Here is a 21212-nt window from a genome sequence, read left to right as displayed (position 1 = left end):
ATCCTGATTTACTTCGAATAAACATTTACCTTATTTCAGAGATTGTATCGATCGAACGGTATCTATCTGCAACCATTTTTCTCTTTTCAAAATACGAAAGAAAAATCGGTTCATCGGTTTCGAGATGCGCACTCTCCGCCGCGACGAGCCGAGTACTCTTCTTACAAAACAAACGGACCGCCGCCCGAGCGATCGAGAGTCGTGTGGTTACATGAAATCCGCGATACCGCTCTGTTTGTTGGTGTCGTCCTCGAACACCGATTCGACGGCACGATCGAGAATCTGGAGCCGCTGTTTCGTGTACTCACGACAGCCGTACTCCTCTGCGACCTGAATCGCGGTGTCGATGTACTTTTTCACCGATCCCTCGTGTACGGTGAGATTCACCCGGCCACCGCACTCGCGACAGTCACCGGTCAGCGGTACCCGGCGGAACTTCTCGCCGCAGTCGAGACACCGCGTCTCTTGGCGCGAAAACGCCCGCAAGTTGCCGATGATATCCGGCAGGAAGTGGTACTCGATCACCCGTTCGGCCACGTCCGTCTCGTCCACCGAGCGCAGCTTTCTGGATAGCTCCAGCTGGGCGTTCATTTTTTCCATCATATCACCCAGCGTCTTGTACGCCGATAGGTCCGGTCCCGCGGCGATGTTCGTGGTGTCGTGGGTGTGTTCGAACCCGCGGTACTGATCGTCCGTGCCGAGGGTGTCCTCACCGAGCTCGATCAACCCCTCGACCTCCCCCGGGTCGGCCATCCGATGGGTCGCCTCGTAGAACTCGCGGGGGTACTCCGAGACGATGTCCATGTTGTGAGCCTCGTCGTCGATCTCGGCCGGATCGATGCGTGAGGACATGACGAGCGGGGCGTCCATCTTCCCGCCGCGCTGATCGGGCAAAAATGTCTTGGAAAAATTGAGTATCCCGTCCATGAGCAGCATAACGCAATCTTCGTCACCGTCACAGTTGCGGCGTTTCGCGGCGTGGAAGTACGGGTGAGCGTATCCGACCGCGGCCGACGTAAAACCGATCACCCTTCCGACAACTGCGGCGGAGGTGTGCGGTGCCATCCCAAACACTAACTCGCCGACCAGGTCGTCGCGAGTGTCGAACTCGTAGTATCGAGCCAAACCGTAGTACTGTTCGAGGAGGTCGTCGACGAAGTCCGCCGTGCGGAGCATATGCTCTGCGGCCCCATCGGAGAGTACCACGTCTTGGACCCGTAACTCGACCAACTGCTCCTCGTGGGTCAGCGGCTGGCCGTGGATGTCCTCCTCGTAGCCCAGCGCTTTCAGTTGGCCGACCGACACGTCCAGTTCGGCGGCCCGCAGCGCGGTGACCGGTAGATCGGTCATATCGTAGCGGACGGTCCCGTCTTTGAACGATGAAACGCCGTTTTTCGCCCGAAGAATTCCCTTTTCGATCGGTTCGGGAACCTTGTGCTTCGAGGAGAGCCCCTGAACGCCTTTCAGCACGTCGAAGGCGTTCTCGCGCTCGCCGACTGTTTCGAGCGCGGAGCGGTACTCCTCGTTTACGTCGATCGTCGTCCGCTGGATCGCGTCGGCCTCGCCCTCGCAGTTCGGACAGATCGCGCGCCCGGCCTCGTCGGATTCGACGTCGATATCGCAGTTGTGACAGACGTAGTGTGGCTCGGTGACGGCGTTACACTCCGGACACCGCGCGCGGAACGTCGAACTCGAACAGTTCGGACACCGCCGCCGGCCGACCTGCGCTTCGAACTCGCCGGGGGTGTCCTGCATCGTGTCGGCGTGCTTCGCGGCGTCGGCGACGTTTCGCTGTGGGCCACCCGTCTCGCCGATCGGGAACAGGGTGTGAACGGCCGGCGAGAGGTCGCGCTTCTCGGACTTTTCGGGACGGCCCATCCGACAGCCGATCCGCGTCGGGGCGCGCTCTCTGATCTCGAACGGGGCGACTTCGTTGACGGCCTTGATCGCGTTTCGCCCGCCGTCCCATTCGCGAGCAGACGCCGACAGCTCCGTCCACGTTCGTTCGAGATCGTCCGTCAGGCCGAGCGATCTGACGAACGGGACCGCGTCGGGGATCGTCAGCGTTTCCGCTCCCTGTCGGTGTTCGACCAGGAGGACTTCGAGCGCCTCCCGAACGGGATCGGCGTTCGGTACGACGAGCGTCCGATCCGTGTCGGATCGCGGCGCGTCCAGCGCCGCGCCGTCCGCTTCCGCCCAGTTGCCGTCGCTCGCCGCGTCGACCAGCGCTTCGAACCGATCGATATCGAGATCGTGCCACAGATAGGTGTACTCGGGATGGAGCGGCGCGTCGTACTCTCGGACCCACCGAAACGTCTGTGCCGCGTTCGGATGTTCGAGGTTCACGCGCGGGGCGTCCTCCAACGCCTGTACGTCCGCTCCCGCCGCCTCCATGTCCCGTTTCCACCACTCGGGCGTGTATCCCGCCGGCGACAGTGGGTGGTTGTTCTCGACGAACTCACCGAAGTTGACGAGATACTCGCCCAGATCGAGGATGGCTTCGACGCCGTTTCTGATCTCGAGCGCTTCGGCCGGATCGTCGATCCGCCGCACGTCGCCGTTCGCGAGCCGAACCGTCGGTCCGTCTATCGCGTCGACCGGGATGACGCCGGCGGCCTTTCCGGGGCGCTCGGTTTTGATCTGTGTCCCCGTCGCGAGGAAGTCGTCGACGAGGTGCATCGTCGCCGGATGAACGCCGGCGGTCGCGAAGCCGTGATTGCGCGATCGGCCGTATCGAAGCCGGAATCCCCCCGCCTCCGAGGGGTGGCCGAACACCGGCCGTCCGGCGATGAGGTCTCTGAGGAACTTCGTCGCCGGTTCCGGTCGGGGCGGGCCGCCCGATTCGTTGTCCCCATCTTCGTCCGCATCGGCTTTGTCTTCGGGCGTCGCCTCGTCACCGTCGGTCTCGTTGTCGGCTTCCTCGACCGCTTTGCCGCCGCTCTCGGCGGCTTCCTCCTCGCCGTACGTCCCGTCGATGAGATCCTGCAGCCACGGCCAATCGACTTCATCGAGTTGGGAGGTGTAACGCTGGATCTTCGGCGCTTTCTGCGCGATCCCCTCCCCCAAGACGAGACACATCCCGCCGCGGGCGTTGTTCGTGTCGACGCGCTCTAAGTCGCGAAACCCCGAGACCTCCTCGTCACCCGTCGCCTCGCCGTCGAGCATGACCGGGAGGTGCGTGGCGATGAACTTCGTCTCCTTGTCCTTCGGGGCGTACTGAAGCCCCGTCTCGTTGTCGTACAGCGACAGCTCCTCGGCGTAGCGTTCGATCTCGTCCGCTCTGGCGCTGTATTTCTCCACCCCGAGGAGTGTCCGAGTGTAGTCGGCGACGAGGACCGACAGCGCCTGGGCGGTCCCCCCGGCCGATCGGATCGGCCCCGCGTAGTAGATGTTGACGAACTCCGTCCCGTCGTCGTTTTCGAGCAGTTCGACGCGGTCGATCCCCTCGATCGGCGCGGCGACGACACCCTCCGTGAGCAACGCCACGGCGGTCCGGACCGCGCCTTCGATCTTTCCGGCGCGTGTGTCGTAATCGCCGACGGAGCCCTCCGCGAAATCCGTCGCGAGTTCGAGCGCGGCCTCCTCCCGCGAGAGGTTCGGATCGTCCTCCATCTCCCGAACCCGTTTCGCGACCCCGTCGATGCCGAGTATGTTCTCGACGCGGTCGGCCATGTCCTTCGCGATCGGTATCTCGACGTCGTCGGTCGGATCGCCGCCGCGCCGCCGAGCCTCACGGGCGACCGACAGCGCATCCTCGAGGCCGGTTTCGAGTCGATCGAAGTACCGCTCGTCGTCGGGATGCATTTATAAGTTCCACAGATCCAGGTCGGTGACCTCGTCGCGTTCGCGTTCGAGGTGAGCGCCGAACTCCCGTACGTACATCTCGCCAGCGAAGACCGTCGCCGAGTCGAGGTGGCCGCCGACCATCGACCCGTCCGGCCGCGAGAGCGTCGCGTGGGTGTGAGCGAACCGGCCATCGCCGAGGTGGGAGATGTTGCCGAGCGCCGTCGTCACCTCGAGGGGTTCGTCGAACCGCTCCGCATAGTACTCCTTGTCGTCTTGATCGTAAAAGAGAACGGTCGCGTCCGAAACTGCCCCGAGTCCGTAGAAGAACGCGGCGTCGATCCCCTCCGTCTCGGCGAACGACTCGATCTGGCCGCGCCAGTCTTCCCCGTGTTCGAGTCGAGCGACGTACTCGCGGCCGTCTTCGACGCGCTGATAATCCATATCGGGGTCAATAACCCGGGGGAGCAAAAAGCTGTCCGCCTCGCGACTCCGAAGCTATCGCCAGTCGTCGACTTCGACGGTCGTCTCCGTCGGCATCGCGAGATAGGCCTCGTCCCGGCAAATCTCGGCGATTACGAGCCGCTCGCCCGCATGGCTCTCGTCGACCGAGGCCATAACCTCACAGTCGGAGACCGTCACCGGAGCCGCGTGGTTTTGCGACATATATGGTAGTAGTTGACAGTGAGTATATAACGGTGGCGATGTGAGTCGGTGTCATACCCACCGGAACGCTCGTGATCGGCACCGACCGGCCTCTTATTTAATGAATACGCCGCTCAATTCGAGTGACGAAACGCAGTGAACTCCGGTCGCCGTCGCCGGATTCGGCCGACTGCGGGTTCAAGAGAACTTGCGAACTGTCATGTCGAGCGTGTCCAGATCCACGACCGGCGCGAACCCGGCATCGGGGTCGATGTTGACGCTCTTTTGGAAGTCCGTCTGGGCCTGCCAACAGCCGGAGTTGACAGCGACGACGTTGCGGTATTTCCCCCAGCCGAGTTTGTGGACGTGGCCGGTGTGGAAGATGTCCGGTACGTCGTCCATAACCAGATAATCCTTCTCCTCCGGAGAGAGCCGCGTGTGGCCGCCGAACTGCGGGGCGACGTGGCGCTTTTTCAAGAGCTGATACATCGCCTTGTGCGGTTCGTCGTAGTTGGCCTTCTCCTCCGGCAGTTCGGCGATGACCTCGTCGAGCGAGACCCCGTGGTACATCAACACCGAGACGCCCTCGATCGCCACGACCGCCGGGTTCGAGACGATGCGGGCGTCGTGGGCGGTCATGATTGACCGTAACTCGTCGTCGAATCCCGGCTGTGGTTCGGCCAGCCGAACCGCGTCGTGGTTGCCCGGGATCATCACGATCTCCAGATCACCCGGCACTTCCTTGAGATACTCCGAGAACCGCCGGTACTGATCGAAGATGTCCACGATATCGAGTTCCTCGTCTTGGTTCGGATAGACGCCGACGCCCTCGACCATGTCGCCCGCGATGAGCAGATACTCTATCCGTTCAGCCTCTTCGGTGTGAAGCCACGAGGTGAACCGGCTCCACGCGTCGGCCATGAACTCCTGGCTACCGACGTGGACGTCGCTTATCAAGGCTGCCTTGACGTGTCTGTCCGCCGTCGAGGGCTTGTACGTCCGTGGAATATCCGGGAAGTACAGATCGTCGACGAACAGGATTCCGCCGTCGTCCGATAGCGTTCCGTCGACGGCGATCACCTCGTCGAACAGCAGTTCCTCGACCAACCCGGCGATCGCTTTGTCTTTCATGACTAGACACGGGAAGACGCCGGTCGTGTCCTCCAACTCGATCAGCCAGTGGCCCGACGCCGTCGAGCGGATGTCCGAGACCATCCCGACGATCCCCGCGTCCCCCCCGCCTGGGCTGGCCTGCAGCGCCGTCGCGTTGCGGTGATTCACCCGACCTTTCAACTTCCCGGCGAGTCGCTCGTATCGATCCCGAAACGTCGCCACGAAGTCGTCGTACTCGCCGGTTCCCGTCGAGTAGCCGGTTATGTCGTTGCCGATCTCGAGCGATCGAAGCGAGCGGTCGACGCTTCGAGCAGCGGTCGAGCCACCGTCGCTGATATCCTCTCCGTCCACCGCAGACCCCTCCGTTTCGACTGGAGACGAAGCGCTACCATCCCGCATTCCCCCGTCCTCGGTTCCACCCGAAACGGAGGGGTCTCGATCGCGCGAATCGCCAGCGCTCGCGGTGGGTTCGGCGGGTGCCGTGCTCGAACCGCTCCCGCTGATGGGCTCCCGTCGCCCCCGCGGACGGCTCTCGAGCGCTCCCCGAACGTCCTCGGCGGTGAGCTTCAACGCGTCCTCCGGCGTCGCCTCGACAGCGAGCGCGAGCGCCCCGGCGACGTCCTCGGCGCCGGCCAACAGCGTGATCGCTTCCCTGTCGGCGGTGTAGCCGTAGCTTGCGAGCTCGCGGGCGATGCGCGCCGGCTCCTCCAATGGCACAGCCGCACGTCGTCGCCGTCGGGCAAAAGCGTAGCGAACCGGCGAGCCCGGTCCACGGTCGTCACGTGTTTTCATTCGACACGCTTTCCTCGGCTCGAGTGACGACCGCTTCGGTCGCTATCGGTTAGGTCTATACAACAGCGCGCCACCGGCGGAGAGTAATATCGTTGTATCTGGTGTGTGTGAACATCACACATCCCTGTAACGGTTAATGCGTCGGACAGCCTCCGTGGGGGTATGAAAGCGCTCTCCCGCCGTCGATTCCTCGCTGCCGCTGCCCTCACGGCGCTCGCCGGCTGTACCAGCGGGAGTGACACCGCAGAGCAGGCGACGCCGACACCGACGTCGACGCCGACCGAGGCCACGGAGACGCCGACCCCCACAGCGGCGGTACCGATGGCGGATCGACGGTTACCGTTGCCGATGGCGCCCGACCAGCTTCGAAACGAGGCCCGATCCGGTGGTCCACCCAAAGACGGAATCCCCTCGATCGACGAGCCCAAATTCGTCGCCGCTGACGCCGTCGACTATCTCGACCCGGGTGATCCGGTCTTCGGCGTCACCCGCGATGGGGTGGCCAAGGCTTACCCGCAGAAAATCCTCGTCTGGCACGAGATAGTCAACGACGACCTCGCGGGAACGCCAGTGAGTGTCACCTACTGTCCGCTCACCGGGACCGCCCAGGGCTTCGAGCGCGGGAACACGACGTTCGGCGTCTCGGGTCGGCTCATCAACAACAACCTCGTCATGTACGACCGCGCGACAGAAACGTGGTGGCCCCAGATCCTCGCCACTTCGATCCCGGGTCCATGGAACGAAACGCCGGAGGCCGGATCCCTCCGGGAGTTCCGGCTTATCTGGACGACCTGGGGGCAATGGCGCGAACAGAACCCAGACACTCGGGTTCTCTCGACGGATACCGGTCACGCGAAAAACTACAACAGGGACCCCTACGGTTCGTACAACCCCCGAGGGGGCTACTACGCGGACGGCAACACCCTGTTTCCGATCCTTCACGCGGACGATCGATACGATAAAAAAACCGTCTTCATGGGAGCGCGAACGCCCGAGGGTGCGGTCGCGTTCCTGAAAGACGCCCTTCGGGAGGCCGATCTCATGTCGGGAACGATCGCCGATACGCCGGTGTTAGCCATCTACGACGACCGGTTCGACACGGCGTACGTCTACCGGAACCCAGAGGAGAAAACGTTCGAGTTCGATGGCGGTTCGGTCGTCGCTGCCGACGGCACGAACCGCCCGCCCGACGGAGTATCGCTGTCGCGGATTCACACGTTCGACGCCATGTGGTTCGCCTGGAGCGGCTACTATCCGGACACGGCCGTTTATGAGTAACCAGTCCTACGCCGCCCGGTTCGGGAGGGTCGTTTCACGGACTCGGAACGCGACGGCGCTGACGCTTCGCCGACGTGAGCCTCGGATCGTATTGGTGAGCGTTACGGTCGGCTATCTCCTGACGTACCTCTGGGCGATCGGTCATCTCGCCACTGGGTTGGGTGGCTACGAGGTGACCGTCGTCGCCGACCCACTCGCGAAGCTCCTGCGTCCCGCACTCGGACCGTTCTCGTTCACACCGGTTGCCCGCGTTTCGCTCGGTCCCGTGACCTATCTATTCTCGTTGAACACGCTGTTGGGACTCGGTCTCGCGATACTGGTCGGGTTGAACTTGGCACTGACGTATCTGGCTTGGACGCAGCCGAAAGCCTGCGGTCTCCGAGAGTCCTCGAGCGGTGTTCTCGCGAGCTTGCCGGGGCTTCTGTCGGGGGCCGCCTGCTGTGGCCCGGTCGTGTTGATCGTACTGGGAATCCAGGCGTCCGGCGTTCTCCTGACGGCCTTTCAGTTCCTGTTGCCGATCGCGGCGTTCGTGCTGGTGGGCAGTCTACTCCTGATCGGCCGACAGGTCGAGCCGCGGGCGGGCTGATCTCGGGTCACGTCCCGCCTCGACCCCCCCGATCCGCGGTCTCGATCCTCAGCAATACTGTCGCGAAGCGTCCTCGCGTACGTAGATGCCGGCGATTTCGATACCAACGGGCGGCTGACACCATCGCCCGACTACCGTCTGAGTTCCCCCACTGGGGAATCGATCCCTCGGTGACGGAGACGTTCGCAGGTGCGCTGTAAGACGGCTCATTTGACTACGCATCGACGTTCTATCGAGAACGGTGCGTTTTAATCGGCCCTCCTCGATAATCTCACAAGAGCACTATGAGAGTACTCGGACGAACGCGGTGTAACACCGTCGAGCAAGTACTGACAGAGTCCGTCGAAGATGAGTGAACCATGCCCAAAATAAGCGTAGAGATCCCGAAGGAACTGCTCGACGATCTGGACGCACACGTCGGCGACGACGGAAAGTTCGTCAACAGAAGCGACGCGATCCGCGCGTCGATCCGAAAAACGCTCGATTTGCTCGACGAGATAGACGCCCGGCACGACCGGCTCACAGAGGACGATGAGTAACCTGTCTGCCACCCGAGCCCAGCCGTCTCCGCCGGCCGGCGCGATCGTGCTGACGGCAATCTTCGTCGCCTCGCTCGCCACCGCCCAGTTGACCGCGGCGAAGGTTCTCGCGTTCGAACTCCCCTTTGCGGTCCCGCTTGCCGGGGCCGAGTTGGCCCTGCCGGGCGCGGCGCTCGCGTACGCGTTGACGTTTCTCGCCTCGGACTGCTACACCGAACTCTACGGCAGACGGGCCGCGCAGGTGCTGGTCAACGCCGCCTTCGTGATGAACTTCCTCGTGCTCGCGTTGGTCTGGAGTACGATCCTCGCGCCCGCCGCGCCGTCGAGCATCGATCCCGCTGCGTTCGAGACGGTGCTCGGGGCCTCGACGAACATCGTCGCTGGAAGCCTGCTCGCGTACGTCGTCAGCCAAAACTACGACGTCGTCGTCTTCGACGCGATCAGAACGTGGACAGACGGCGAACACTTGTGGCTCCGCAACATCGTCTCGACGGGGACGAGCCAACTGCTCGATACCGTCATCTTCGTCGGCGTCGCCTTCTGGGTCGTTCCGACGGTCTTCGGGATCGGTCCGCAACTTCCGGGCGCGGTCGTCGTCTCGCTCATGGTCGGACAGTACCTCCTCAAACTGTTCATCGCGATCCTCGATACGCCGTTCGTCTATCTCATCACGGGCGCGGTCCGACGCTCGGAGTCGGCGTCGGTCTGAGGGTCCCGTCGATGCCGATTCGAGGCTTCTCGCCTCGTCATCCGGTCCGGGCGCCGCCGATCCGGAACTCCCTGCCGATCCATTAACCGGCAATTTTTTCTTGTATAATATAAAAATGTGACGAATTCGTGCGGTCCGTTAACACGACCGCGATACCCTCTTGGATCGCTCTGTCGTTACTCCCTGGCATGTCGACGCAAACTGAAACCGCGACCGCGACCGCGACGGAAACGATCCCCGGAAACTGGAAGGCTGGCGTCGTCGGCGGCCTCGCCGGCGGTCTCCTCTTCGGCGCGATGATGACGATGTTGATGCCGAACATCATAGAGACGGCGATCCCCGTGATGTACGGTATCGAGGGGCCGGCCGGTGCCGTCGGTTGGAGCATACACATGGCGCATGCGGCGATCCTCGGCGTCGTCTTCGCCGCTGTCGTCGGGTTCGCCGGCCTGGCCGGCGCATCGGGACAGAGACAAGTCGGTGCCGGAATCGCCTACGGGATCGTGCTGTGGATCGTCCTCGCGACGTTCGTGATGCCGGCGTGGGTCGGCGCGCTGGGTCCGATGAATCCACCCGTTCCGGATATCAACCCGATGAGCGCCGTCGGCCACGCGGTATACGGCGCGATCCTCGGTGGCGTGTATCACGCGCTCGAAGGGCTATGAGCCACGTAGCCAGGGCAGGAACGACTCATCGATGAACCCGACGAACTCGACGATCCCGAGCCCGAGCGAGACGAGCAACACGACGGCGACCGGCCCTCGGGCCAGCCAGATCCAGTAAGTGCCGAGCGACCCGACCCGACCGATCCCGCGACTCAATTCTTCGATCGCCTCGTCGGACCACTGCCACGCCACGTACGCGGTGAGCAGCAGGCCGCCCAAGACGAGGAGGACGCCGTCGGCCAACTCGTCGTACAACTCGAGCAACACGATGTCGTAGGCAGGCGCGAGCCCGAGGACGAAAAGCGCCGCACAGACGAGTATCGTCGCGCGGAACCGTTCCACCCCGCGTTCGTCGATCGCGTAGGCGACGACGACCTCCGTCAGGCTGATCGCGCTCGAGAGCGCCGCGATCACGACGGTGCCGAAAAAGAGCGCCCCGATGATCCCGCCCGCCGCGATTTCGCCGAATGCGGCGGTGAGCGTGATGAATATCGCCCCGACGCCCGGATCGCCCGGATCGATTCCCGCGGTAAAGAGGATCGGAAAGACGATCAGCCCGACGACCACCGCGATGAGCGTGTCGAATGCGATGATAATCGCACCGTCGACCGCCAAATTCCGATCCTCGCCGAGGTAGGACGCGTAGGTGATCATGATCCCGAAGCCCAACGAGAGCGTGAAGAACGCCTGTCCGGCTGCCGCCGGCAAAATCGTGGTCCACTCGGCCGCGATCGTACCGAGATCAGGCGAGAGATAGTAGCTGTACGCCGCGCTCGCACCGTCGAGCGTGGTCGCCCACGCTGCGAGTCCGATGACGATGGCGATGATCGCGGGCACCATGATCTTCACCGCCAACTCGATCCCCCGGCGGACCCCGAAACCGACGATGACGACGATCACGAGCAAAAACAGCGCGTGGAAGGCCGCGGCGTCGACGCCCTGCGCCAGGGTGGCGAACTGCTCGCTGGCCGCCGCCGGGGTATCAGAGTAGCCGTTCTGCAATCCGAGGAGAGTGTATCGGATCGTCCATCCCGCCACCACGCTGTAGTACGACATGATGACGAACGTCGTCACGACGAATATCCAGCCGAGATGCCGCCAGATTCCCCGTCCGATCTCGTGCATGGCTCCGACCGGATTCCGTCTCGTTCGACGGCCGACGACGAATTCGATCAAGATCGCGGGCAGTCCGATCGCGGCGACGAACAGCAGATAGATGAACAAAAACCCGGCGCCACCGGCTTCGCCGGTCACGAACGGAAATCGCCAGATGTTCCCGAGCCCGACGGCGCTTCCGACCGCGGCGAGAATGAATCCGACCCGCGTCGACCACTGTTCGCGGCCCGTCTCAGAAGGCATGCGTCGGATTTCAGCGTGATCGCTGATAAAATCGATCGTCCGTGGTCGCGCTGTGAACCGTTCTCATTGACGGATTCGACAGGCCCTATCGCGAGGCCGTCGGACTCTCCGAACTCGACCCCGACGACGAGGACATCGAACTCACCGATCGGGACGGGTACTCCGTCGGGATCCGCCACGAGGCGTGAGGAACCTCTAAACGCCCTCGACGGTCGATCGGTACGCGCGGATCGATTCGAGCGCCGCTTCGATGTGTTCGGCGGCAGCCTCCTCGTCCGCGGCGATCTCCGTGAGGATGTGTTCGTGGCGCGCGATCTTCCCGTGGTCCGGCCCTCGGTCGGCGGTCGCCAGGGTTTCGAACGCAGCCGCCTGCTTTTCGAGTCGCTCTCTCGCCTCGTCGTTCCGTGCCGCCTCGCCCGCCCTTTCGAGCGATTCAGCCGCCTGATCTAGTTGCTCTCGGGTCATCATCGTACGTTCGCCGTTCTGCACTAAAACCCCTCGGCCGGCCGGGCGATTCGACGCTACATCCGACGAGCCTTTCCGGATCGACCGCTTTCGAACGGGTATGAACGCGGACTCGCCGGTCGATCTCCCACCGCACGTACGACGCGTGGCGATGTATCCATGACGCGAAAGGACGACTACTACAACCGGGCCAAACAGCAGGGCTACCGATCCCGGGCGGCCTACAAACTCAAACAGCTCGACGAGGACGCCGGGCTGATCAGCGACGGCGACGCCGTCGTCGACCTCGGGGCCGCGCCGGGCGGCTGGCTGCAGGTCGCGACGGAACTCGCCGGCGAGGGCGGGACCGTCATAGGCGTCGACCTCCAGCGGATCGAGCCGATCGACGGCGTCGAGACGATCCGCGGCGACATGACCGAGGAGGCGACGCGCGAGAAGGTCCTCGACCGCGTCGGCGGCGGCGAGACGGCCGCCGAGGGCGACGGCGGCGTCGACGTGGTCGTCTCCGATATGGCGCCGAACATGACCGGCGAGTACTCGCTGGATCACGCCCGATCGGTGTACCTCGCCCGAACGGCGTTCGAGACGTCGCTCGATCTGCTCGCGCCCGGCGGTGATTTCGTCGCCAAGGTGTTCGAGGGCCCCGACACGAACGAACTCAGAGCCGACATCGACCGGGAGTTCGAGTACGTGCGAACGATCCATCCAAAGGCCTCGCGGGACTCCTCCTCGGAGCTGTACATGGTCGCGAAGGGACGTCTGACCGCGCCCGTTCGCGAGGGCGATCGCGTCGAGGTCGATATCGAAGCCGTCGGCAGCGAGGGCGACGGTGTCGGAAAGATCGAGGGATACACGCTGTTCGTCGCCGACACCGACCCCGGCGACACCGTCGAGGTCGAGGTGACGGACGTAAAGCCGCGGTTCGGGTTCGCAGAACGGATCGACTAGCGGGTTCCCGACCGCTGAAGTGGCCAGGGGACGAGACCAATTCATGGCCGACGAACCGCACCCACAGCTGACACGGATTTTGGAGTTAGTCGCCGACGCGCCGAACTTCGAGGAGGTCGGGGTCGAGGAGGCACGCGAGGCGTTCGAGGCGCTGGCGTCGTTTTCGCCCGCGTTCGAGGTGCACGAGCAGTACGACACGACGGTCGCCGGTGTGGACGGCGATCTCGACGCGCGGGTGTACCGTCCCGGAGAGGGTAACCGCCCGATTCTCATATACTTCCACGGCGGCGGCTTCGTCGTCGGCGGACTCGACACGCACGACAACGTCTGTCAACGGCTGGCGGTCGAAAGCGGCTGGACCGTAGTCTCCGTCGATTACCGGTTGGCCCCCGAGCACCCGTTCCCGACGCCGCTCGAAGACGCCTACGCGGCGGTCGAATCGATCACCGCCGACCCCGCGTCGTTCGACGGCGACGGCACGGTCGCGGTCGGCGGCGACAGCGCCGGGGCGAACCTCTCGGCCGGCGCCACGCTGTTGGCTCGCGACGCCGCTTCGATCGGCGACGACGCGCCCGACATCGCCCACCAACTACTGTACTATCCGGCCTGTGGCTCGCCCTTCGAATCCTACGCGAGCCGCGAGGAGAACGCCGAGAGCTATTTCCTCGAGCGGTCGACGATCGCGTGGTTCGACGAGCAGTACGTCCAGTCACCGACGCACGCGAGAAACGGGTACCTCGCGCCGCTGCTCGTCGACGATCTCTCCGGACTCCCCGACGCGACGGTCGTGACGGCCGGCTTCGATCCCCTGCGCGACGAGGGAATCGCCTACGCGGAAGCGCTCGAATCGGACGATGTCGCGGTCGAGCATCGCCACTACGAGTCGATGATTCACGGCTTCGTCAGCTTCCTCGGGCGCGTCGACGCGGCCGAAGACGCGATTTCCGCCGGTGCGACGGGTCTCGACGCCGCTCGATAACGGCCTCGCTCCCCCGCTTTTGCCGGGCGACGCCGCCGATCACTCGATCGCGGCTGCCACCGCTTCGACGGCTCCGTCGGGGACCGTCCCGTCCTCGTTCCAGCCGCGAGCGTCGTAATACTCCCCGATCGCGGCGTCGAGGTCGGGCAGTTCGTAGGGGAGTCCGTCGTCCGCGCTGTCGAAGGCTCGCTGGTTGTTGAAGTGCCGTTCACGGACGACGGCCTCGGCACCGACAGACAGTAACTCCTCGTAGTCGGTATCGAAGAGTTCCTCAAGGTGATCGTCGGTGATGTAGCCGTCCCCGAACGCACAGACGACGCCCGTATCCCGGAAGGCGGCGTGGTTCTCCCATTCGACCAGCGTTTCGGCCTTGCCGAGCGTTCCCTCTCGATCGATATCCCCGTTGTACTCCAATCGGAGAATCACCGAGTACATGTGATCGGCACCGCGGTTGGCGACGGCATAGGAGAGTCCCTGACCGTGGAGGACGCGCCCGTCGTGTGCCGGGAACTCGAGCCCCTTGACGGTCCAGTTCTCGACGCCGAGTTCGTCGTGACAGCGGTCGACCCCCTCCGCGAGGGTATCCCCGATTCCCTCTCGGTAGGCGATCTTCTCGGTGATCTCCTGGGCGAGGTCGGCGTTGCCGAACTCGTCTTCGCTCGCGAGGTAGGCGGCGACCGTCACGCCGGCCGAGACCGTGTCCATTCCGAGGGTGTCACAGAGCTCGTTGGCTTTCATGATCTCGACGAGATCGCCGACGCCCTGATTGGAGCCGAACGAGTAGAGCGTCTCGAACTCCGGCCCCTCGGTCTCGATCCCGGTCTCCTCGTCGCGGAGCGGGAGCTTGCAGGCGAACGCGCAGGCGGAACACGCCCCGTTTTTGTATTTTTTCGCCTCGATGGCCTCGCCCCCGATCGATTCGACCGCCTCGAAACTGGTCTCGCTGAAGTACCGGGTCGGCAGGGAGAATATCTCGCTTTTTAGTTCCGTCCCCGCCGTCGTCCCCTGGCGCTTTCGGATGTCGTCGCTGGTCGCCGCCTCGCGGTGGATATCCATCGCCGGCGGGTCCGGTATCTCGACCGGCAACTCGGCGTCCCCAGAGAAGGTGACGCCCTTGAGATTCTTCGCGCCGAGCACCGCGCCCAGACCGCCCCGTCCGAACGCTCGCGAATCGAAGGTCATCACCGAGGCGAACCGGACGAGGTTCTCGCCGGCGGGTCCGATCGTGATGCAGTGTTCGCGACCCAAATCGCGCGTTTCAGCGACGTGCTCCGATACCTCCGGGACGAGCGCGCCCGACAGTTCGGGTACCTCCTCGAACTCCACTCCCCCGTCGGTGACGTGGACGAGCAGCAGCTCGTCGCTCTCGCCGACGAGTTCGAGCGTCGAGATGCCGGTCCCGGTGAACTCCCGCGAGAGGTAGCCGCCGGCGTTCGTCGAGACCAACCCGTCGGTGAGCGGCGAAAGGCCGGTCATGTTCATCCGCCCGGTGAAGGACATCCGGCTCTGTTGGAGCGGCCCCGTCGAGAGGTACGCCCGGTTCTCCGGGCCGAACGGGTCGGCGTCGAACGGGATACGATCGTGGGCGAGTGCGGTCGCGACCGCCCTGCCGCCGACGAACCGTTCGAGGATGTGATCGATGTCGGTTCGCGTCGATGTCCGCTCTCCGACGTCGACGGTAAGCAGTGGCCCTTTCGCGTGAAGCATGGTATGCTATTTCATTTCGAGGCGCTTAATAGCTAGTCCCGATCGATTTATAAATCAGACCCGACGGGTTCCCGTCGCTCACTCCGTCGAGCGCCGCCCGGGCGTCCACGCGGCGTCGAGGTCGCGGTGGGAGAACGGCAGCGCGTCCTCGCCGGCGTACGTCGCGACGAGGTGGCCGTCGCCCTCCAGATAGTACTTGTACGTGGTCAGCCCCTCCAGTCCGACCGGACCGCGGGCGTGGATCTTGCCGGTCGAGATGCCGACCTCCGCGCCGAGCCCGTACCGATAGCCGTCCGCAAAGCGCGTCGAGGCGTTGTGGAAGACGCTCGCGGCGTCGATTCCGGTCATGAACGTCTCGGCTGTCTCGGCGTTTTCGGTGACGATCGACTCGGTGTGTTTCGAGCCGTTCGCGTTGATGTGCTCGACCGCCTCGTAGACGTCTCCGACGACCTTGATCGACAGCTCCAGATCGCCGTACTCGGTCCGCCAGTCGTCCGCGGTCGCCTCGCCGACGCCGACGATTTCGCGCGCCGCGGCGTCCCCGCGGAGTTCGACGCCCGCGTCCTCGTACCGTTCGACGAGCCCAGGGAGGAAGTCGCTCGCGACCGACCCGTTCACCAAAAGCGTCTCGACGGCGTTGCAGACCGCCGGATACTGTACCTTCGCGTCGAAGGCGATGTCCTCGGCCATCGAGAGGTCCGCTTCCTCGTCGACGTAGACGTGGCAGACGCCTTCCGTGTGACCTAATACGGGGATCTGGGTGTTGTCTTGGATGTAGGAGACGAACTCAGAGGAGCCACGCGGCATCACGAGATCGACCTTCTCGTCCAACTGCAAGAGGCGGTCGACCTCCTCGTGGGCCTCGATCAACTGCGCCCAGCCATCCGGGAGCGTCTCGAAGTGCTCGTCGGTCGCCTCCCGGATGATCCGATACAGCGTCCGGTTCGATTCTTTGGCCTCGCTGCCGCCTTTGAGGATCACCGCGTTCCCGGATTTCATCGCGAGGGCGGCGATCTGAACCAACGCATCGGGCCGGGATTCGAACACCGTCGCGATCACGCCGATCGGGACCGCGACCCGATAGAGTTCGAGCCCCTCGTCGAGTTCGCGCGCCGAGAGCGTCTCCCCGAGGGGGTCGTCCTGCCCGGCGACCGAGTCGACCATCTCGGCGATGCTCTCGAGCTTTGCACCGTCGAGCTTCAGCCGATCGACGAGCGCCCGGGTGTACTCGCCGCGTTCGAGCATCGCTTCGGCCTCCGTCACGTCCTCGGCGTTGGCCGCGAGGATCTCCTCGTCGTGTTCGCGGACGGCGTCGGCGATCGATCGCAGCGCCGCGTTCCGGTCGCTCTCGTCGACGTTCGCGAGTTTCAACGCAGCGCGTTGGGCCTCTGTAACCTGTCGATCGGTGTCGCACTCACTCATCGTCATCACCGTTTATCGGGACGAATATCGTTCCGACCGACCGTTCGGTGGCGATACGCTCCAACACGTCCGGCTCGGCCGACCCCGCGATGATCGCCGGGATACCGTACTCGCTGACGTCTCGCGCGCCCTCGACTTTCGTCCGGATGCCGCCGAACTCGGCTGTCGTGCTCCCCTGGACGAGTCGCTGTACCGCATCGTAGTTCGCGCCCACGGCGTCGATCAGTTCGGCGTCGCCGTTCTCCTTCGGGTTGCCCGTATAGACCCCGTCGACGTCGGTCAGCGTCACCAACAGGTCGACGTCGAGGCCGATGGCGACCGACGCCGACAGCATGTCGTTGTCGCCGATCCGGAGCTCCTCGGTGGCGACCGCGTCGTTCTCGTTGATTATGGGGACGACACCCCACTCCAGGAGCGTCTCGACGGTGTTTCCGAAGTTGGTAAATCGCTCGGGGGTGTCCAGATCCTTCCCCGTCAGAAGTATCTGGGCGACTTTCTGGTCGTACCGATCGAAACTCTGCGTGTAGTGGCGCATGAGGTGGCTCTGCCCGACGGTCGACAGCGCCTGGCTCTCCTCTATGACCTCGGTCTCTTGATCGAGTCGCCCCAGTCCCGCCCCGACCGCGCCCGAGGAGATCAGGATGACGTTCTTGCCCCGCTTGCGGAGGTCCATGATGTCCGCGACGAGCTTGTCGAGTTTCACCCGATTCAGCCGCGAATCCTCGTCCGTCAGCGAGTTGGTGCCCGCCTTGACGACGACGAGGTGGGCCTCGGCCGCCAGTTCTCGCGCTCGCGCGACGGTTTCGGCGTCGACCGCGTCGACGGTTGCCGTCTCACTCATCTTCGAACGCCTCTGCCAGCTCCTTCGATCGTCGCTCGGCCGCCGAGACGGCCTCGACGACCGCCTCGTCGGCGTCGCTGTCCCACAGCACTTCCATGCCTTCGATCGTCGTTCCGTTCGGCGAGCAGACCGCGTCGATGAGTTCGTCGACGCTTCTGTCGTCGCGGAGGACGGTCTCGGCCGCCCCCTTGAACGTCTGGGCGGCGAGCGTCTCGGCCTGCTCTGGGTCCAACCCACCGTCGACGCCGCCCTGCTTCATCGCGTCGATGAGGTAGAACGCAAAAGCCGGGCCGCTGCCGTTGACCGCGGTCGAGACGTCCATCAACTCCTCGTCGACTTCGACGAACTCGCCGACCTCGTCGAGCAGCGCCCGAACCTCGTCGGTCAGCCCCTCGTTCGTCGCCGCTGCCGCCATGTTCCCGGTCTCGGCGGCGAGGTTGGGCATGATCCGGACGACCGCTGCGTCGGTCTGCCCGGCGACGAAGTCGCGGGGGACGCCGGCCGCCAGCGTGATAAGCGTCTGGTCCGCCGAGAGGTCGAGGTCGTCGAGTACCGCGCCCGCGACGCTCGGCTTCACCGCGAGGACGACGACGTCCGATTCTTTCGCCGCCGCCGTGTCGTCGGTCGTTTCGGTCGCGTGCTCGGCGACCGCCTCGAGCGCCTCGGGATCGAGATCGATCGCCGTCAGGTGATGCGCGCCGCTCCGAGCGAGGCCTTTTAAAAAGGCACCGCCCATGTTGCCGCAGCCGATTACGCTCACTCGTGTCATGTTAGCCGTACCGAGTGGATCGAAAGCTATACCAACTACGGTTTTCGCCGTCCGCGTACCGTCGGCGTTCGCCGGTCGGGACCGAACTCGGCGCTGCGTTTTTATTTCGCCGCATCCTTTTATATACCATGGATCGGCCGACCGTGGGGGCGCGAGGGGATGGAGAGAACGGATGCTACCGCCGATAGCGAGCGACTTCGTCGCGGGCGAGGACGCCGACGCAGCTATCGAGCACATTCGATCTTGCAACGCCGACGGCGTCGGCGGCATTCTCAATCTGCTCGGCGAGCACTACGACCACCGCGCACCCGCCGACGCGGACACACGCGCCTATCGGGAGTTGATCCGCCGGATGGACGACGCCGGCGTCGACGGCTGTATCTCGGTGAAACCCTCCCAGATCGGTCTCGACGTCGGAGCGGACGCCTTCGAGGGGAACCTCGATTCGATCGTCGAGGCCGCTCGGACACACGACCGGTTCGTCTGGATCGACATGGAGGATCACACGACGACCGACGTGACGCTCGACGCCTTCGAGAAATACGCACGTGCGACCGACGGCGGCGTCGGCGTCTGTGTCCAGGCCAATCTGAAGCGGACGGCCGACGACCTCGAACGGCTCGCGATCCTCCCCGGAAAGGTCCGACTCGTCAAGGGCGCGTACGACGAACCCGAATCGATCGCCTACCGGGAGAAAGCCGCGGTCGACGACGCCTACCGGGACCTGCTCGGATACGCCTTCCGGGAGTTCGACGGCGGCGTCGCCGTCGGCAGCCACGATCCCGAAATGGTCTCGCTGGCCGCCGACCTCCACGCCGAGTACGGCACCGACTACGAAATCCAGATGCTGATGGGGGTCCGTGAAGAGTCTCAGCGGCACCTCGCCGCCGAGGGCGTCCGAACCTACCAGTACGTCCCCTACGGTGATAAGTGGTTCTCGTATTTCTACCGACGCGTCCGGGAGCGAAAATCGAACGCGCTGTTCGCGCTGCGAGCGATTCTCGGGCGGTAGTTCTCGCGTCGTCGGAGCCGGGGACGACGTTTTGACGTTTGAGAACTAATACCACGCATGGGCATGAGCGCGACCGGACACTACATCGGCGGCGAGTGGATCGAGGGTGCGGAGACGTTCGAGAGCCACAATCCCGCGACGGGCGAGCCGTTGGGGACGTTCCCTCGCGGCACCGAAACCGACGTGGCCGCGGCGGTCGAGGCGGCCGGATCGGCCTTCGAGGGGTGGCGAAAGCTCTCCTACATCGATCGCGCCGAGCACCTCTGGGACGTGTACACGGAGCTTAAAAACCGGACGGACGAACTCGGCGAACTCGTCACGAGAGAATGTGGCAAGGAGATCAACGAGGGCAGAGCCGACATCGTCGAGGCCGCCCACATGGTCGAGTGGCCCGCCGGCAACGCCCGCCATCCACACGGCGACGTGGTACCGAGCGAGATCGCCGCGAAGGACTCGTACATGCGCCGAAAACCTCGCGGCGTCGTCGGTTGCATCACGCCGTGGAACTTCCCGATCGCGATCCCGTTTTGGCACATGGCCGTCGCGTTGGTCGAGGGCAACACCGTCGTCTGGAAGCCCGCAGAGCAGACGCCGAAGTGCGCTCACGCCATCGCGGAACTCATGATCGACGCCGGAATCCCCGACGGCGTGTTCAACATGGTCCAAGGATACGGCGACACAGGGGCGGCTCTCGTCGATCACGAGACCGTCGACACCGTCCTGTTCACCGGGAGCGCCGAGGTCGGCCAGGGGATCGCGAGCAAGGTCGGCGGCACGCCTGGCAAACTCGCCGCCTGCGAGATGGGCGGCAAGAACGCCGTCGTGGTCACCGAACATGCCGATCTCGATCTCGCCGTGCCTGCGGCCGTTCTCTCGGCGTTCAAGACGACGGGCCAACGCTGCGTCTCGGCCGAACGGGTCATCGTTCACGCGGACGTGTACGACGAGTTCAAACGCCGGTTCGTCGAGGCGGCCGCGATCGTCGCGATCGGCGATCCCCTCGACGGGGACACGTTCATGGGCCCGCTCATCGAGGCCGATCAGCGCGAGCGGGTGCTCGGACACAATGACCTCGCGCGCGAGGAGGGCGTCGAGGTGCTCGTCGACCGTGGCGAGTTGGACGACGACGAGATTCCCGAGGGTCACGAGGGCGGCCACTGGACCGGCCCGTTCGTCTACGAGACCGCATACGATCCCGACCTGCGCTGCATCCACGAGGAGGTGTTCGGTCCCCACGTCGCGTTGATCCCCTACGAGGGCGGCGTCGAGCGCGCGGTCGAACTCCAGAACTCGACGCCCTACGGACTCGCCGGATCCATCATTTCCGAGGACTATCGGCAGCTCAACTACTACCGCGACCACGCCGAGTTGGGGCTCGCCTACGGCAACCTGCCGTGTATCGGCGCGGAGGTGCAGTTGCCCTTCGGCGGCGTGAAGAAATCCGGCAACGGCTACCCGTCGGCTCGCGAGATCATCGAAGCCGTCACCGAACGAACGGCGTGGACGCTGAACAACTCGCCGGACATCGAGCTCGCGCAGGGGCTGTCGGCGGAGCTGAAAACCGACGACCAGTAGCGTCGAAAGCGCAACCGTTTCGGTC

At 64.4% G+C, this 21212-nt stretch carries 19 protein-coding genes; 9 read left to right on the top strand and 10 right to left on the bottom strand.

Features of this window, described 5'->3' with window-relative positions; all coding sequences use genetic code 11:
* Positions 1-207 precede the first annotated feature (207 nt).
* From R6U53_RS06495 to R6U53_RS06480, 4 genes are all read right to left on the bottom strand, one after another.
* Positions 208-3804: a DNA polymerase II large subunit gene (locus R6U53_RS06495; protein WP_410321546.1), complete on the bottom strand. Its 3597-nt coding sequence runs from the start codon at positions 3802-3804 to the stop codon at positions 208-210.
* Entirely contained in the window at positions 3805-4227 is a 423-nt protein-coding gene (locus R6U53_RS06490) for a PPC domain-containing DNA-binding protein (RefSeq protein ID WP_410321545.1), read from the bottom strand.
* A gap of 54 nt (positions 4228-4281) precedes the next feature.
* Positions 4282-4449, bottom strand: coding sequence for a hypothetical protein (locus R6U53_RS06485; protein WP_410321544.1), 168 nt, complete (start codon positions 4447-4449; stop codon positions 4282-4284).
* A 177-nt stretch (positions 4450-4626) separates the two neighbouring features.
* Positions 4627-6258, bottom strand: coding sequence for a DNA-directed DNA polymerase II small subunit (locus tag R6U53_RS06480; protein WP_410321543.1), 1632 nt, complete (start codon positions 6256-6258; stop codon positions 4627-4629).
* Positions 6259-6495: 237 nt separating this feature from the next.
* On the opposite strand from R6U53_RS06480, the gene R6U53_RS06475 reads away from it, so the two are divergent.
* The 5 genes from R6U53_RS06475 to R6U53_RS06455 all read left to right on the top strand — a co-directional run bounded on the left by R6U53_RS06475 (position 6496) and on the right by R6U53_RS06455 (position 10110).
* A complete protein-coding gene (locus tag R6U53_RS06475; RefSeq protein WP_410321542.1) occupies positions 6496-7611 on the top strand; it encodes a DUF3179 domain-containing protein in 1116 nt (371 codons plus the stop codon).
* Positions 7604-8197: a hypothetical protein gene (locus R6U53_RS06470; RefSeq protein ID WP_410321541.1), complete on the top strand. Its 594-nt coding sequence runs from the start codon at positions 7604-7606 to the stop codon at positions 8195-8197. Before R6U53_RS06475 ends, R6U53_RS06470 begins: the two co-directional genes overlap by 8 nt.
* 359 nt (positions 8198-8556) lie before the next feature.
* A complete protein-coding gene (locus tag R6U53_RS06465) occupies positions 8557-8736 on the top strand; it encodes a ribbon-helix-helix domain-containing protein (RefSeq protein WP_410321540.1) in 180 nt (59 codons plus the stop codon).
* A gap of 1 nt (position 8737) precedes the next feature.
* The gene (locus R6U53_RS06460) at positions 8738-9445 is read left to right on the top strand and encodes a queuosine precursor transporter (RefSeq protein WP_410321591.1); all 708 of its coding nucleotides are present in this window, start codon (positions 8738-8740) and stop codon (positions 9443-9445) included.
* Between the two features lie 188 nt (positions 9446-9633).
* A complete protein-coding gene (locus R6U53_RS06455) occupies positions 9634-10110 on the top strand; it encodes a histidine kinase (protein WP_410321539.1) in 477 nt (158 codons plus the stop codon).
* On the opposite strand, the gene R6U53_RS06450 is transcribed toward R6U53_RS06455, so the two are convergent.
* Together R6U53_RS06450 and R6U53_RS06445 are read right to left on the bottom strand one after the other, a co-directional pair.
* Positions 10105-11469, bottom strand: a complete 1365-nt coding sequence (locus tag R6U53_RS06450) for a sodium-dependent transporter (protein WP_410321538.1) — start codon at positions 11467-11469, stop codon at positions 10105-10107. The genes R6U53_RS06455 and R6U53_RS06450 overlap by 6 nt on opposite strands.
* Positions 11470-11664: 195 nt before the next feature.
* The gene (locus R6U53_RS06445; protein WP_410321537.1) at positions 11665-11934 is read right to left on the bottom strand and encodes a hypothetical protein; all 270 of its coding nucleotides are present in this window, start codon (positions 11932-11934) and stop codon (positions 11665-11667) included.
* 159 nt (positions 11935-12093) lie between these two features.
* Between R6U53_RS06445 and R6U53_RS06440 the strand changes: the two genes are divergently transcribed.
* Both R6U53_RS06440 and R6U53_RS06435 read left to right on the top strand, forming a co-directional pair.
* The gene (locus R6U53_RS06440) at positions 12094-12882 is read left to right on the top strand and encodes a 23S rRNA (uridine(2552)-2'-O)-methyltransferase (RefSeq protein WP_410321536.1); all 789 of its coding nucleotides are present in this window, start codon (positions 12094-12096) and stop codon (positions 12880-12882) included.
* 43 nt (positions 12883-12925) lie between these two features.
* The gene (locus R6U53_RS06435) at positions 12926-13861 is read left to right on the top strand and encodes an alpha/beta hydrolase (protein ID WP_410321535.1); all 936 of its coding nucleotides are present in this window, start codon (positions 12926-12928) and stop codon (positions 13859-13861) included.
* A gap of 39 nt (positions 13862-13900) precedes the next feature.
* On the opposite strand, the gene R6U53_RS06430 is transcribed toward R6U53_RS06435, so the two are convergent.
* The 4 genes from R6U53_RS06430 to proC all read right to left on the bottom strand — a co-directional run bounded on the left by R6U53_RS06430 (position 13901) and on the right by proC (position 18600).
* A complete protein-coding gene (locus R6U53_RS06430; protein WP_410321534.1) occupies positions 13901-15568 on the bottom strand; it encodes an aldehyde ferredoxin oxidoreductase C-terminal domain-containing protein in 1668 nt (555 codons plus the stop codon).
* A gap of 78 nt (positions 15569-15646) precedes the next feature.
* Positions 15647-16990, bottom strand: a complete 1344-nt coding sequence (locus R6U53_RS06425) for a glutamate-5-semialdehyde dehydrogenase (RefSeq protein ID WP_410321533.1) — start codon at positions 16988-16990, stop codon at positions 15647-15649.
* The gene (gene proB / locus R6U53_RS06420) at positions 16983-17831 is read right to left on the bottom strand and encodes a glutamate 5-kinase (protein ID WP_410321532.1); all 849 of its coding nucleotides are present in this window, start codon (positions 17829-17831) and stop codon (positions 16983-16985) included. The genes R6U53_RS06425 and proB overlap by 8 nt, the downstream gene beginning before the upstream one ends.
* Entirely contained in the window at positions 17824-18600 is a 777-nt protein-coding gene (gene proC, locus R6U53_RS06415) for a pyrroline-5-carboxylate reductase (RefSeq protein ID WP_410321531.1), read from the bottom strand. The genes proB and proC overlap by 8 nt, the downstream gene beginning before the upstream one ends.
* Before the next feature lie 172 nt (positions 18601-18772).
* On the opposite strand from proC, the gene R6U53_RS06410 reads away from it, so the two are divergent.
* Positions 18773-19612 (top strand): proline dehydrogenase family protein, encoded by an 840-nt coding sequence (locus R6U53_RS06410; protein ID WP_410321530.1) that lies wholly within the window; start codon positions 18773-18775, stop codon positions 19610-19612.
* A 57-nt stretch (positions 19613-19669) separates the two neighbouring features.
* Positions 19670-21187, top strand: coding sequence for an aldehyde dehydrogenase family protein (locus tag R6U53_RS06405; protein WP_410321529.1), 1518 nt, complete (start codon positions 19670-19672; stop codon positions 21185-21187).
* Positions 21188-21212: the final 25 nt, after the last annotated feature.

It is taken from the genome of Natronomonas sp. (genome assembly GCF_046483325.1).
GTDB lineage: Archaea > Halobacteriota > Halobacteria > Halobacteriales > Haloarculaceae > Natronomonas.
The sequence above is the reverse complement of the archived record's forward strand: the minus strand, read 5'-3'. Positions and strand labels throughout refer to the sequence as shown.